The organism is Apolloniradiicaulis salifontis (assembly GCF_053756655.1).
Genome location: NZ_CM132387.1, coordinates 1,745,794 through 1,759,456, shown reverse-complemented (window position 1 = coordinate 1,759,456; position 13,663 = coordinate 1,745,794). Strand labels below are relative to the sequence as shown.

The window sequence follows — 13,663 nt, the reverse complement described above, 5'->3', positions numbered from 1 at the left end:
TATGGAAACCAAAGCCCATCATGCCCTTGTCGGCTTCTTCGTCGCATTTCTCGTGTGCGGCGGCGCGATCTTCGCGCTGTGGCTCTCTTCGGTCTCGTTCGACCGGGAATATCGCGAGTACGACGTCGTCTTCGAAGGCCCGGTGCGCGGCCTGCGCAGCGCCTCTGAAGTCCGTTTCAACGGCATTCAGGTCGGCGAGGTCACTGATCTGGGGCTCAATCCGGACAATCCCGGGGAGGTGATCGCGCGCATCCGGGTGGATGCGGCGACCCCTGTAAAGGTTGACTCGGTGGCTCAGCTGGAGCCCCAGGGCCTGACCGGCTTGTCCTATATCCAGCTCAGCTCCGGCTCGGTGGACGCCGCCCGGCTTGAAAGCCGGCTAGGCGACCGCGCGCCGCGCATCTATGCGCGCGCCGCCCAGATCGAGGCGCTGGTGGAGGGCGGCGAGACGCTGCTCGAAAGCGCTCAGCTTATCGCATTGCGCCTTGGCCGGCTCCTCAGCGAGGAGAATCTGGAAAGCACCACCAACACGCTGAACAATATCGAGGCGCTCACCGGCGTCCTGGCAGCGGATGAAGACCTTATCGCGGACTTCCGGCTGGCGCTGAACAATCTCAATCAGGCGGCGGTGGATATTTCTGCGGCGGCGCAGGGCATCGAACAGTTCGGCGCCACGGCGGAGACCTTCCTGATCGACGATGTCGGACCCATGGTCGCCGATGTCTCTTCTGCGTCCATCGAGGTGGATCGAGCGTCGCGCGAAACCTACGCCGCAATCGCCGAGCTGCGCCCGGCGCTGGATGAATTCACCAATGACGGCCTGGGTCAGCTGACCGCGGCGGCGCGTGATCTGCGCTCGCTGGTGGCCGCGCTGGAGCGCGTCGCGCTGGAACTGGAACAGGATCCGGCCGGGTTCGTCTCTCAACCCGCCGGCGAAGAAGTGGAGGTGCCCCAATGAGGCGCTTTGGATTGATCGCGGCCGCTGCTACGGCCTGTTTCACCGCCGGGTGCGTCTCTCTTTTGCCGGAGACTGAGCCGAACACGCTCTATCGCCTGGCCGGAACCGGAACCAGCCTCGACGCCGATGTCTTCCAATCCGCCACGATCACCGTGCTGGTGGACCGGATCGCGGCGCCGCGGGGGCTTGCGGGCGATCGGATCGCGATTTTGCGCGGTGACGCCATCGCATACATGGCCGGCGCGGCGTGGATCAGCCCGGCGCCGAACCTGATTGAGACTGCGATCATGGATGCGTTCTACGAGACCGCACCCCTGATCGCGCCCGCGCGCGCCGAAGACGGCGTGCGGGCGCGCTATGAGCTCAATCTGGAACTTCGCCATTTCGAGGCGTCCTATGATCAGGGCGACGGCGCCGCCCCGCTGGTGCGCACCGCGCTTCGTGCGCGCCTGATCAACCGGGACACCCGCAGCCCCATTGCGGCGCGCACGCTGGAGCGGACCGCACGGGCCTCCACCAATCGCCAGGGCGCCATCGTCGCCGCCTTTTCCAGCGCTGCGGCCGAGCTGTCGCGGGAAGTGGCTGTGTGGACGCAGGACTCCGTTTGCGCCGGAGACGACGCGCCCGAGGCCTGCACGGGCTAAACCGTCGGGCCCCAAAAAGGAACCGCCGCCCGGAGGGCGGCCCCGGGCGGCGGATCGCGCACATTTTCGACCCGGGGGCGGTCGATCAGGCGGCGCGAATATGATCCAGGAAGCCGGCCACGTCGGTGCGTAGCTGCTCGGCCTGGCGGCCGAGTTCCTCGGCGGCGCCGACCACGGAGTCGGCGGCGGTGCTGGTCTCCTGCGCGCCGGTGAGGACGTCGGTGATGGTTTCAGAAACCGAGCCGGCGCTCCTGGCGGTCTGCTCGGTGTTGCGGCTGATCTCTGCGGTGGCTGCGTTCTGCTCTTCCACCGCTGCGGAAATCGAGGCCGACACGCCGCTGACCCGCTCGATGGACCCGGAGACGGTCTCGATAGCGGCGACGGCGGCTTTCACGACGGTCTGAACATGGCTGATCTGGGCGCTGATTTCTTCGGTGGCCTTGGCGGTCTGGCTGGCCAGGCTCTTCACTTCGCTGGCGACCACAGCAAAGCCCTTGCCCGCTTCGCCGGCCCGGGCGGCCTCGATCGTGGCGTTGAGCGCCAGGAGATTAGTCTGCTCGGCGACGCTTTCAATCAGGGTGACGATTTCGCCGATCTTGCCGGCGGCCTGCTGCAGCTCGCCCATGGTCTCGCCGGTGCGCTCGGCTTCACTGCGCGCGGTGGAACTGGTGTTGGCGGCTTCGCCAGCGCTGCGGGAGATTTCCGCGATGGCGCTGGTGAGCTGGGCGGCGGCCGAGGCGACTGACTGGGCGGTCACGGTGGCTTCCTCCGCGGCGGCGGCCACGGTGGAGCTCTTCTGAGAGGTGATGTCGGCTGTGCCCGCCATGGTGCGGGCGGTCTGGGCGAGCTCTTCGGAGGCGGCCGCGACCGATGACACAATGGAGGTGACGGTCTGCTCAAAATCGTTGGCGAGCTTGTTTCGCTCCTCGGTCTTGGCCTTGGCGGCGCAGGCCTCGATCGTGGACATGACAAGATCCATGTCCAGCATGGAAGCCTTGGTCAGCGCGTCGATATCGGCTTCCATTTCGTCAGGGTCGACGCGTTTGAACAGGCTCTGGCCGGTCACGGAAGCGCGCGCCACTGCCTTGAGCAATCCGCCGGCGATCTTGGCGTATCCTCCGAAATACCAATTGGGTTTCAGGCCGAGCCGGGCGTGGGCCTCGCCGATGCGCTGCACGCTGTCGAGATAGTCCGGACCGTAGGTCGCGTCGCAGATCCGCATCCAGTGCTCGAACTGCTTGTCGCGCGCATGCTTTCGCATGGCGTCGGTTTTGAACATCTCGTCGACTTCAGCATGTTTGGCGATGTCGCCGTAGAAGCTGTCGAGAATCGCCGGCAGGGCGGCGCTGACAGCCGGTTTCAGCCGGCGCAGCCGCGCTCTGTCGGATTCGCTGAACTCAAGAAAATCAAAGCGCTCTTTCAGCACTGCATGGGTCATTGGACGCCTCCCCAGCCAGGCCCGAATTTGAGCCGGACGACGCTATATTCATTCGCTGAGTAGGGTTAATAGTTCGCTACGGTGCAGGGCGGACTGCGTCGCCGGGCTGAACGTATTCGGACGCTATTTTGTTTGCGCCGCGCGCCAGTAGGGCAGGGCGGTCCACACCGACAGCACCGCCAGGAACCACACCGTTCCCACCCAGTACAGCGTGGTGTCGGCGATCGTGTCCGGACTGGCGTCGAATGCGATCAGTGCGGGGTACAGACCAAAGGGCGCCGCCACGACGGCCATCTGGATGGCGGTCTTCATTTTTGCGTCGAAAGTCACCGACAGACGTTTGTCACCGGAGCCTCGCCCAAGGCGCAGCGCCGTCACCGCAGCGTCGCGCGCAAGAACGATCACAACAGGCGCGCTAATAAACCATTCCCAGCCAAGAATTGCGGTGTAGGCGATGAGATACGGCCCGACCAAAAGCTTGTCTGCGATGGGGTCGAGCAGGGCGCCCAACGGGCCTTCCACGCCAAGGCGCCGCGCCAGCCAGCCGTCCAGCCAATCGGAAGCCGCCGCGATCACGAAAATGATCGCTGAGGCGAGCCCATAGCGAATCGCTTCGCTTTCCTGCCCTGCGCTGGCGCTGATGAGTAGAAGGAAAGCGCCCAGCGGCCCGGCGAGGGCGCGGGCGATGGTGATGATATTCGGCAGATGCCGCATGGAGCGCTCCTCCGGGGCGGGGCCGCTCTTCCTGACGCAGGAAGCGCGATGCAGCCCGGCCCTCACTCATTGAAATGGTCGAACACCTTGCGCGCCAGCGCCTTTGAAACGCCGTCCACCGCTTCAAGATCGGCGAGCGCAGCCCGGCTGATGGCGCGCGAGGAGCCGAAATGCTTCAGCAGCGCGCTTTTCCGGCTCGCTCCCACACCGGGGATGGAATCCAGCGGGTTTTCCTTGATCTGCCTGGAGCGCTTGGCGCGGTGGCCGGAGATGGCGAAGCGGTGGGCTTCATCTCGAATGCGCTGCAGGTAATACAAAACCGGGTCGTTCATGGGCAGTTTTATCGGCGCCTTGCCGGTCATGTAGAAGACCTCGCGCCCGGCGTCGCGGTCCGGCCCCTTGGCCACCGAGGCCACCGGAACGTCGTCGACCCCCAGCTCGGCCATCACCTCCATCACCGAGCTGAGCTGGCCCTTGCCGCCGTCGATGAGCACCAGGCCGGGAACCGGCGCGCCCTGATCGCGATCCTTCTGCAGCCGCGTGAAGCGCCGGCGCAGCATCGCCTTCATCATGGCGAAATCGTCATTGGTGGCGGCGTCGTCGCCCTTCATATTGAACTTGCGATAGCTGGTTTTCTCAAACCCCTCCGGGCCCGCCACGATCATGGCGCCCAGCGCGTTCGTGCCCTGGATATGGGAGTTGTCGTACACCTCGATGCGCTCGGGCCGGGCTTCCAGGCCGAACACCTTCGCCACCCCGTCAAGCAGCTGGGCCTGGCTCTTGGTCTCGGCGAGCTGGCGTCCAAGGGCTTCGCGGGCGTTGCGCGTCGCCGCCTCCACCAGCGCCTTCTTGGAGCCGCGCTGGGGCTGGCGGATCTCCACCGCGTGGCCGGCGCGGAGCGACAGCGCCTCGGCCAGCAGATCGGCCTGAGCCGGCGCGTGGCTCGCCAGGATCAGCGAGGGCGCCGGCTTGTCGTCATAGAACTGGGCGATGAAGGCGGTGAGGACGTCCTCCGGCGAGGCGTCGGCTTCGTGCTTGGGGAAAAACGCGCGATTGCCCCAGTTCTGTCCCGCCCGGAAGAAGAAGATCTGCACGCAGGTCTTACCGCCTTCCTGATGGGCGGCGACCACGTCGGCCTCCTCCAGGCCTTCCGGGTTGATCCCCTGCTGGGTGGTCACCGCGGAGATGGCGCGGATCCGGTCGCGCAGGCGCGCGGCTTTTTCGAAATCCAGCGCCTCGGAGGCTTCGGCCATGTCCTTTTGAAGCTGCTCTCGCAGCGCGTTGGATTTGCCGCGCAGAAACTGCGTCGCCTCGTCCACCAGCTCGCCATAGCGCTCCGGCTCGATCAGATCGACGCACGGTCCTGCGCAGCGCTTGATCTGGTAGAGCATGCAAGGCCGGGCGCGGCCCTCATAGACGCTGTCGGTGCAGGTGCGCAGCAGGAAGGCCTTCTGCAGCGTGTTCAGCGTGTTGTTCACCGCGCCGGCGCTGGCGAAGGGGCCGAAATAGTATCCCTTCTTCTTGCGCGAGCCGCGATGCTTCATCAGCTGGGGCGCGTCATGATCGGTGCGGATCAGGATGTAGGGAAAGGATTTGTCGTCGCGAAGGATGATGTTGAAGCGCGGGCGCAAGCGCTTGATCAGATTGGCTTCAAGCAGCAGCGCCTCGGTCTCGGTGTCGGTGACCACGAACTCCATCTTGCGCGTCAGGGCGATCATCAGCGCGATGCGGTTGGTGTGCCCGCCGGACTTGGCGTAGTTGGAGACCCGGTTCTTGAGCTTCTTCGCCTTGCCCACATAAAGAATCTCGCCGCCCTCGTCATACATGCGATAGACGCCCGGCTTCATGGGCAGCGTCTTCACATAGGAGGCGATGATGTCCGGCCCGGTGAGCGAATCAGACGGCGCCGGCGCGCTGGGCGCGGCGTCGTCGGAGTTCGCAGGGGGCGCGTCGGGGCGTTGGGCTCTGGCCATGGCGCTAATCTAGGCGCTCACACGTGAGTCGTCAGCGGGGCGGTGTGTTGATGGGCGGGGTGACGTGCGTTTTCCGGCGGGTCCTTGGAGGCTCGCCTGCGGCTCGCAGCTCTGGATTAGGATGAAAAGGCACTTATAAGCCCCTCATCCTGAAGAGCCTTTTCGCGTCAGTGAAAAGCCTCGAAGGACCTACCGCCAGCGCTCCAGGCTCACGCCCACGCTGTCGGCGTCGTCCAGGGCGGCGAGCTTGTCGATGGACAGGGCGAGCCGTGTGATTCGCGGATCTGCAAAGCAGGCGTCCGCGATCTCCTGGGCGAGATCCTCCAGCAGTGGATGATGCCTGGACAGGGTGACGCGGCGGGCCAGCTCGGCGATGGCGGCGTAATTGACCGCGTCGCCCAGCGCGCCGCCCGGATGGGCGGCCTCGGCGGCGACCTCGGCTTCGATATCCAGACGCACCGGCTGCTTGCGACCGTATTCGGACTCGTAGACGCCTACTTCAGCGTCAAGGCGCAAGCCGCGAACGCGCACGCTCATCCGCTCGCCGGCATGGCCGGGGCGGGCTTCAACCGCCGGATCTGCACGCACTGCGTCGAGTTTCATAAAACCGCCCCTATATCTCGGCTGTAGCGGGATATAAGCCCGTTTCAGCTTGCGTTAAACCGCGCAGGTGAGAAAGCGGCCACGGGAGAGCGATCATGGACAAGGGTGCGGCGCTGGTCACCGGCGGAGCCAAGCGGGTCGGGCGGGCCTTTATCGAGGCCCTGGCCGGCGACGGACATCCGGTGGCCATCCACTACAACACGTCTTCAAGCGAGGCCGAGGCGCTGGCCGATACGATCAACGCCGCCGGCGGCCGGGCTGTCGCAATCGGCGCCGATCTCACCGACGAAAAGGCGACTGAAGCCCTGATCGGCCGCGCCGCAGAGGCGCTAGGCCCGGTTCAGCTTCTGGTGAATTCGGCTTCGATCTTTGAGGACGATACGCTGGATAGTCTCAGCGCCGAGAGTTTCCACCGCCACATGACCGCCAACACGCTGGCGCCGGCGCTTCTGATCAAGGCGCTCGCGGCCCAGAGAGACGGATCACCGCCGCAGGGGGCGATGGTGCTCAACGTGCTGGACTACAAGCTCTTCAATATCAACGCCGATTATTTCAGCTACACCCTCTCCAAGGCCGCGCTGATGACGATGACGCAGATGCTGGCGCGTGATCTCGCCCCGAAGGTGCGCGTCAACGCCGTGGCCCCGGGCCTGACCCTGCCGAGCCCCTATCATAGCGAAGCCGAGTTTGAACGCTTGCACCACGACAACCCGCTGCAGCGCGGGCCGGATACAGATGACCTGGTGCGCGCCTTGCGCTTCTTTCGCGACAGCCCTGCGGTGTCCGGTCAGATCGTCTGCGTAGATGGCGGCCAGCATTTTGATCCGCGGCTGACCAAGGACGTGTTCGGCGCGCTTTAGGCGCGGCGCACGATCGCTTTCTCGCCGCAGCTGGGGCGGCGGATCTCGACGCTGGAAAGGCCCGGCAGGGCCTTATCCAGGCGCTCGAAGACCCAGTGGGCGAGGTTTTCCAGCGAGGGATTTTCCAGGCCCGGAACCTCGTTGAGCAGGCGATGGTCCAGCGCATCGCGCAGTCTGGCGATCTCGCCCTCGATTTCCCAGAAGTCCTTGACCATGCCGCTGTCATCGGCGCGCGCGCCGGTAAGCGTCACCGTTCCCGCAAAGGAATGGCCATGCAGACGCGAAAATGGATGGTCCGCGTTCTTGTGTTCAAAATGGTGCGCGGCGTCGAAGGTGAAGTCCTTCGAGATTTCCAGGATCAGATCGGACATGTCGGTTCAATCAGCTTGCAAGCCGCGCCCTATACAGGGCCGCGGCCCGGTTGAGAACACCGCGGCGCACGGATTATCCGGCCAGCGGCTCGTACCAGTCCTGCGGTATTCCGGCGCGGTCACGGGCGGGCGTGTTGAACGGGCGCTTCAGATCACCCCTGAAATAGCGCCGGACCAGCGCGTGGAACCGGGCTTCCGGGTCCTCGCCGTCGGCTCTGCACACCGTCTCGAACCAGCGCCGGCCCGCGGCCACATGGGCGACCTCTTCGGTGTAGATCACCGTCAGGGCCTCTGCGCTGTCCTGGTCGCCGGCGCTTGTGAGCCGCTCGATCATGCCCGGCGTGACGTCCAGGCCGCGCGCCTCCAGCACCATGGGCGCCACGGCCAGGCGTCCGGCGAGATCGTCCGCCGTGGCCTCGGCCGCCGACCACAGCCCGTCATGGGCCGGCAGATCGCCGTAATCGCCGCCTAGCACGGCCAGGCGCTCCCGCAGCAAAAGAAAATGGCGCGCCTCGTCGTCGCCGACGCCGATCCAGTCGGTAATGAATTCGTAGCGTTCGGCTTCGCTGAAGCGCGCATCTCCGGAAAACCGCGCCACCATGTCGAAAGCGAGATCGATGGCGTTGAACTCGATATGAGCCACGGCGTGAAGCAGCGCGACCCGGCCGGCCACCGTTCCCAGGCGCCGTCGCGGGACCTGGCCCGGCGGTTTCAGCTCGGGGCGCTCCGGACGCGCCGGCCGGTCCGGGGCGAGGCCCGGCGCGCCGCACGGGGTCGCGGCGATCTCGCCGGCCAGCCAGGCGCGCGCAATTTCACGGGCGCGCGCCGGCTTGGCCGAAGGATCGCCCTCGGCCAGAACCTGCGCCGCGCCGTGACGAATATCGGTTTCTAGAGCGATCTGACCGCCTCCAGCACCGCGTCCACATGGCCGGGCACCTTCACCTTGCGCCAGATCTGCTTCACATCGCCGTCCGGGCCGATCAGGAAGGTGCAGCGCTCGATGCCCATATAGGTCTTGCCGTACATCTGCTTTTCCACCCAGGCGCCGTAGCGCTCGGTGACGTCATTGTCGGCGTCGCTGGCCAGGATCACCTTCAGCTCATGCTTGTCGCGGAACTTGTCGTGCTTCGCTACCGTATCCTTTGACAGCCCGATCACCACTGCGCCGGCGGACGCAAACGCCTCGGCGGCTTCTGAAAATCCGATGGCCTCTTTCGTGCACCCGGGAGTGTCGTCCTTCGGGTAGAAATAAAGGACCACCGCCTTGCCCTTGAAATCGCTCAGCGAAACTTCGCGTCCGCCATCGGCGGGCAAGGTGAATTCAGGGGCCTTGCGTCCTTCGGTGACTTCGCTCATCACACCCTCCAGCTTGTTTGTGCGGCGGGATCCGCCCCGCCCGCGAAGCGGTGAAAATCGTCTCAACCGTCCGCCGCGTCCAGTCGCCAGCCTGATTTAGTCTGATCCATGCGCCGCACAGCCCGTCTCGCCACTCTTTACGTGCTCGAAGCGCTCGCCGCGCTCCTGGCGCTGGCGATCTTCGCCGTGGCGGCGTTGCTGTGGCGTCTGGCGGAAGGCCCCATGGACGCAGAATTGCTGCGCGAGCGGGCCACCGCCGGCTTGCTTGAAGCGGTGGGCGGAGACGTGGCCTCCATCGGATCCATCCAGGTCAGTTTTGATCCGGGCCTTGGCGCGCTGGTGATCACCGCGCGCCAGGTCACCGCCGCGCGCGCCGGCGGCGAGGTCATCCTCGACGCCTCAAGGGTGGAGACTGCGCTGGCGCTCGATTTGATGCTGACCGGCCGCGCAGCGCCGGTGCGCATCGCGGTGGACGGCGGCGCCTTCTCCATCGTGCGCACAGCCGACGGCCAGGTTTATGCCGGGCTGGGCGGACCGGAAGTCGTGCGCAGGGACAGCGGCGGCGGGCCGGGCGCCGAACATTCGGGGCGCGATGATCCGGGGCGCGGGGGTTTCGGCGCGCTCGCCGCAAGCCTGCAGACGCAAACCGGCCTTCTGTCACGCCTCACCGAGATCGATCTGCGCGGGGTCGACCTTCAGCTCATCGACGAGGTGAGCGATCTGCGCTGGAGGCTGCGCGATGCGCGCGCGGCGCTGAGCCTGGCCGAGGGCGGCGTCAGCGCGGACCTTTCCGGCGGGCTTATCACCTCGGCGGGTCTGGCGCCGGTGGCGCTGCGACTGGACGCCGGGCGCGAGCTTGAAAACGTGTATCTGGATTTGCGGATGCGCGACCTTAATCCGGCCGCCGCCGCCCCGCGCCGGGGGCCGCTTTCGCGCCTTTCCGAGCTCGACGCGCCGCTGGCGGTGGATCTGGTGATCGACGCCTCCGTCGAGGACGGTCTTCGCACCGCCTATCTGGAGGTGCGGGCCGAGCCGGGCGTGGTGCGCACCGGCGGGCGCGTCTTCGCCCTGGAGACCCTGGCGCTGAACCTGGATCTGGACGCTGACGCGGCCGTGCTGGACGTGAACACGGCGCGCGTACGGTCGGAGTTTCTCGATCTCGACATCACCGGGCGCTTCTCCGACTTTTCCGATTTCGAGAACGCCTTGCCGGGCCGGGCTGCGTTCGCAGTGAGCGCGAGCGCCGGACGGATCGACCTGACACCGTCGTTTCCCGAACCGCTGGTCTGGGAGTCCGTCGAGGCCGAGGGCCGCCTCGACAGAAATGCGCTCATGGCGCGGTTTGACCGGCTCGCCGCCGTCCTGCCGGCTGCGCAGGCGGAGTTTGAAGGCGCGTTCGGGCTGGAGCGCACCGAGAGCGGCTGGCTGCCGGTGATCCAGCTTGAAGGCCCCATTGAGGGCGTGATCTCGAAGGCCGACATTTTGCGCCACTGGCCGAGCCAGTTCGCGCTCGGCGCCCGCGACTGGGTGAGCGAAAGCATCCGGGGCGGCGAGCTCTATGACGCCCGGCTTTTCCTGGATATTCCCGCCGCCGCCCTGGCGCGCCGGGCGCTGGACGATGAACATCTTGAACTGTCCTTCCGCTTTCGCGATGCGGACGTGCGCTATGTGTCCACCATGACGCCGCTTCTCGGCCTGTCCGGTTCGGCCGTCCTGCGTGGCAATTCGCTTGACCTGGAGGGCGCGGACGGCGCTATCGGCGCGCTGGAAATCGACGAAATCTTCGTTGATATTCCCCGTTTTACCCCCAAGGGCGGATTGGCCCGCTTCGGCGGCTCGGGGCGCGGCACGGTGACCGCCGTGCTCGGCCTCATCGATGAGCCTCCGCTGTCCATTTCGTCCAGCTACGGGTTGGATCCGGAAATGTTCGGCGGCGCCGGGGCGATGTCGTTTGAAATCCGCCGGCCCATGCTTCGCGACGTGCCGCCGGAGGATACCGGCTTCGCCGTGAGCGGGCGGTTCACCGGCGTCACCGCCACGGCGCCCTTCGGGAATCTGGAGCTGACTGACGGGGTGGTGGAAGTTTCGGCCGATCCCGAGGGCTTCGCCGCCGACGGGACAGCCGTCGTAGCCGGCGCGAGCACCCGGATCAGCTGGCGCGAGACCTTTGGACTGCCCGAAGATCAGACTTCCAGCCTCGTAACCGTGTCGGCGCTGGTCAGTGCGCGTGATCTGGACCGGCTCGGCCTCCCGCTGCGCCGCTATCTCGACGGCGGAGTCGGGCTTGAGGCGCTCGTGCGCGGGCGCGGATTCGATTTTTCCAGCGTCGATCTGGCGCTTGATCTGGAGCAGGCCGCCGTCGCCGCACCCGCCGATCTGTGGGCCAAGCCGGTGGGCGAGCCGGCCTTGGCTCGCTTCGCCGGCCGGCGGGCGCAGGACGGCGGGATCGACCTTCAGGCCCTGGAACTGGATGGGGAGGGCGTCAGGTTGCGGGCCAGTGCGAGCCTGGGCGCAGACGGACGGCTGCTGGCCGCTGAAGCCGATCGCATCCAGATTGAAGGCCGCATGGACCTCAGCGCCACGGCGGAACGCCCGGCGGGACCGGACGGACCTCTGCAGCTGCGCCTGGCAGGAAATTTTCTGGATGCAGGCGAGTTGCTCAATCTGGATGGCGGCGCCGGCGGTGATTTTGTCAGCGCGCCCTTGCGGGTGGAGGCCGCCATCGCGCGGGTTCTGGTGCGGGACGTGGTGTTCACCGGGCTGGGCCTTAACGCGGCGCTTGGTCCAGAGGGGCTGGAATCAGCAAGCCTCGTCGCCCAGACGCAGGATGGCGGCCTTGATTTGCAGCTTGGCCCAAATCCCGGCGCGCAGGACGGATCGCGCCTATTGACGCTGGAGGCCGCAGACGCCGGGCGCCTGCTCGCCGCCTTCGCCGGGTATGACAATGCGCGCGGCGGCGCGATCAGTCTGGAGGCAGTCGTCCCACCCGTGGGCGTGATCGGCGCAGCCACCGGGCTGGTCGATGTTCAGGGCTTTACGCTGGAGCGCATGCCGCTTCTGGCGCGCGTCCTGGCGGCGGGATCGCTGGAAGGTCTCGCCGGGCTCTTAAGCGGGCAGGGCGGGATCGAATTTGAACGCCTGCAGAGCGCCTTCGTCTGGCAAGAGGGCCGCCTCGAGATGCGCGAGGCGCGCGTGGCCGGCCCGGCGCTGGGCGCCACCTGGGCCGGGCTGGTGGACCTGAGCGAGGAGCGCCTGGACGTGGACGGCACGATCGTGCCCTCCTACGGGGCCAACACCGTCTTGGCGCAGGTGCCGGTGCTGGGCGAGTTGTTGACCTCGCGCCGGGGCGAGGGGGTGTTCGGTGTGACGTTTTCCGTCTCGGGACCCTTTGACGCGACCCGGGTCGTCGCCAATCCCCTCTCGGCCCTGGCGCCCGGCATTTTTCGCCGGATCTTTGAAGGCACGGCCGCCGAGCGCCAGCTTGACGCTCTGGAGGCCGAACGCCGGGCCCTGGAAGCGCAGGACGGCGAGCCGGCGGCTGAGGCGGACCCAGCCGAGCCCCAAGCGGACCCGCAATCGGACCCCGAATCCGAGCCTCAGCCAGAGCCCGAAGCCCAGCCGGAGCCGCAGCCATGAAGATCATCGGCCTGATGAGCGGCACCTCGCTGGACGGTGTCGATGCGGCGCTGCTGGAGACAGACGGCGAAACCGTCACCCGCTTCGGGCCGGGGTTCGAGACGCCGTTCACGGCGGGTGAACGCGCGGTGCTGCAGGCGGCGGTCAACGCCGCGCTCGAATGGCGTTTCAAGGGGCCCGAGCCGGCCGCTTTCGCCGAGGCCGAGCGCGTGCTCACCGACACCCACGCGCGCGCCGTCGATGCAGTGTGCAAGCGCGCCGGACTGGCGTCCAGCGCGCTCGATCTGGTGGGGTTTCACGGCCAGACCGTGGTCCATAGGCCGCCCGCGGGCGGCGCGAACGGCCAAACCCGCCAGCTGGGCGACGGGCCGGCGCTGGCGGCGCGGCTCGGCTGTCCCGTGGCCTATGATTTTCGCAGCGCTGACATGGCGCAAGGCGGGCAGGGCGCGCCGCTGGCGCCCATCTACCACGCGGTCCTGGCCGCCAGCACCGGGCTGGAGCGGCCGCTGGGCGTTCTGAACATTGGCGGCGTCGCCAATCTGACGCTCATTGGATCGAGCGGCGCGCTCACCGCCTTCGACACCGGGCCCGGCAACGGCCTGATCGACGCCTGGGTGGCGGAGAAGACCGGCGCGACGTTTGATGAAAACGGCGTCCTGTCGGCCCGGGGCCGGGTTCTGGAGGCGGGCCTGGAGGAGTTATTGGCCCACCCCCATTTTACTCTAAGAGGCCCAAAATCGCTTGATCGCTGGGATTTCTCGCTGGACGCCGCCCGCAATCTCGCGGTGGAGGACGGCGCCGCGACGCTGGCTGAATTCACCGCCCGCTCCATTGCGCTGGGCGTTGAGGCCTGCCCGGAGCGGCCCCAGCGCCTGATCGTCTGCGGGGGAGGGCGCAAGAACGCGGATCTCCTGGCCCGCATTGCGCGCGCCTGCGATATGCCGGTGGTCGCGGCTGAAGCCGTGGGCTGGCGCGGCGACCTCATCGAAGCCGAAGCCTTCGCTGTGCTGGCCGCCCGCACCGCGCGGGGATTGCCGATCAGCTTTCCGGGGACGACGGGGGTCGCCGAGCCGCTGGCGGGCGGGCGCATGGCCCGCCCCTAGGGTCGCC

At 67.0% G+C, this 13,663-nt stretch carries 12 protein-coding genes; 5 read left to right on the top strand and 7 right to left on the bottom strand.

Annotation, left to right across the window (positions count from 1 at the left end; all coding sequences use genetic code 11):
* Position 1 precedes the first annotated feature (1 nt).
* Together ACWCOP_RS08520 and ACWCOP_RS08515 are read left to right on the top strand one after the other, a co-directional pair.
* Positions 2-958 (top strand): MlaD family protein, encoded by a 957-nt coding sequence (locus tag ACWCOP_RS08520; protein ID WP_478247860.1) that lies wholly within the window; start codon positions 2-4, stop codon positions 956-958.
* On the top strand, positions 955-1,602 hold the full coding sequence (locus ACWCOP_RS08515; protein ID WP_478247859.1) for an ABC-type transport auxiliary lipoprotein family protein: 648 nt from the start codon (positions 955-957) through the stop codon (positions 1,600-1,602). Before ACWCOP_RS08520 ends, ACWCOP_RS08515 begins: the two co-directional genes overlap by 4 nt.
* An 85-nt stretch (positions 1,603-1,687) precedes the next feature.
* Here ACWCOP_RS08515 and ACWCOP_RS08510 read toward each other — a convergent pair whose 3' ends face one another.
* The 4 genes from ACWCOP_RS08510 to folB all read right to left on the bottom strand — a co-directional run bounded on the left by ACWCOP_RS08510 (position 1,688) and on the right by folB (position 6,330).
* A complete protein-coding gene (locus tag ACWCOP_RS08510) occupies positions 1,688-3,040 on the bottom strand; it encodes a protoglobin domain-containing protein (protein ID WP_478247858.1) in 1,353 nt (450 codons plus the stop codon).
* A 123-nt stretch (positions 3,041-3,163) separates the two neighbouring features.
* The gene (locus ACWCOP_RS08505) at positions 3,164-3,754 is read right to left on the bottom strand and encodes a CDP-alcohol phosphatidyltransferase family protein (RefSeq protein ID WP_478247857.1); all 591 of its coding nucleotides are present in this window, start codon (positions 3,752-3,754) and stop codon (positions 3,164-3,166) included.
* A gap of 62 nt (positions 3,755-3,816) precedes the next feature.
* Entirely contained in the window at positions 3,817-5,727 is a 1,911-nt protein-coding gene (gene uvrC, locus ACWCOP_RS08500) for an excinuclease ABC subunit UvrC (protein WP_478247856.1), read from the bottom strand.
* A 189-nt stretch (positions 5,728-5,916) separates the two neighbouring features.
* Positions 5,917-6,330: a dihydroneopterin aldolase gene (folB, locus tag ACWCOP_RS08495; RefSeq protein WP_478247855.1), complete on the bottom strand. Its 414-nt coding sequence runs from the start codon at positions 6,328-6,330 to the stop codon at positions 5,917-5,919.
* 95 nt (positions 6,331-6,425) lie between these two features.
* Between folB and ACWCOP_RS08490 the strand changes: the two genes are divergently transcribed.
* Positions 6,426-7,190 carry an SDR family oxidoreductase gene (locus tag ACWCOP_RS08490; protein WP_478247854.1) on the top strand — a complete coding sequence of 255 codons (765 nt, stop codon included), beginning with the start codon at positions 6,426-6,428 and terminating at the stop codon, positions 7,188-7,190.
* On the opposite strand, the gene ACWCOP_RS08485 is transcribed toward ACWCOP_RS08490, so the two are convergent.
* The 3 genes from ACWCOP_RS08485 to bcp all read right to left on the bottom strand — a co-directional run bounded on the left by ACWCOP_RS08485 (position 7,187) and on the right by bcp (position 8,917).
* Complete coding sequence (locus ACWCOP_RS08485) at positions 7,187-7,561, bottom strand: 6-carboxytetrahydropterin synthase (protein ID WP_478247853.1); 375 nt, start codon at positions 7,559-7,561, stop codon at positions 7,187-7,189. The two genes, ACWCOP_RS08490 and ACWCOP_RS08485, sit on opposite strands and share 4 nt — an antisense overlap.
* Positions 7,562-7,634: 73 nt before the next feature.
* Entirely contained in the window at positions 7,635-8,357 is a 723-nt protein-coding gene (locus ACWCOP_RS08480) for a ferritin-like domain-containing protein (RefSeq protein ID WP_478250670.1), read from the bottom strand.
* Positions 8,358-8,449: 92 nt separating this feature from the next.
* Positions 8,450-8,917: a thioredoxin-dependent thiol peroxidase gene (gene bcp / locus ACWCOP_RS08475; protein ID WP_478247852.1), complete on the bottom strand. Its 468-nt coding sequence runs from the start codon at positions 8,915-8,917 to the stop codon at positions 8,450-8,452.
* 108 nt (positions 8,918-9,025) lie between these two features.
* Here bcp and ACWCOP_RS08470 point away from each other — a divergent pair, with 108 nt between their 5' ends.
* Together ACWCOP_RS08470 and ACWCOP_RS08465 are read left to right on the top strand one after the other, a co-directional pair.
* Positions 9,026-12,553, top strand: coding sequence for a YhdP family protein (locus ACWCOP_RS08470; RefSeq protein ID WP_478247851.1), 3,528 nt, complete (start codon positions 9,026-9,028; stop codon positions 12,551-12,553).
* Complete coding sequence (locus ACWCOP_RS08465) at positions 12,550-13,656, top strand: anhydro-N-acetylmuramic acid kinase (RefSeq protein WP_478247850.1); 1,107 nt, start codon at positions 12,550-12,552, stop codon at positions 13,654-13,656. Before ACWCOP_RS08470 ends, ACWCOP_RS08465 begins: the two co-directional genes overlap by 4 nt.
* Positions 13,657-13,663: the final 7 nt, after the last annotated feature.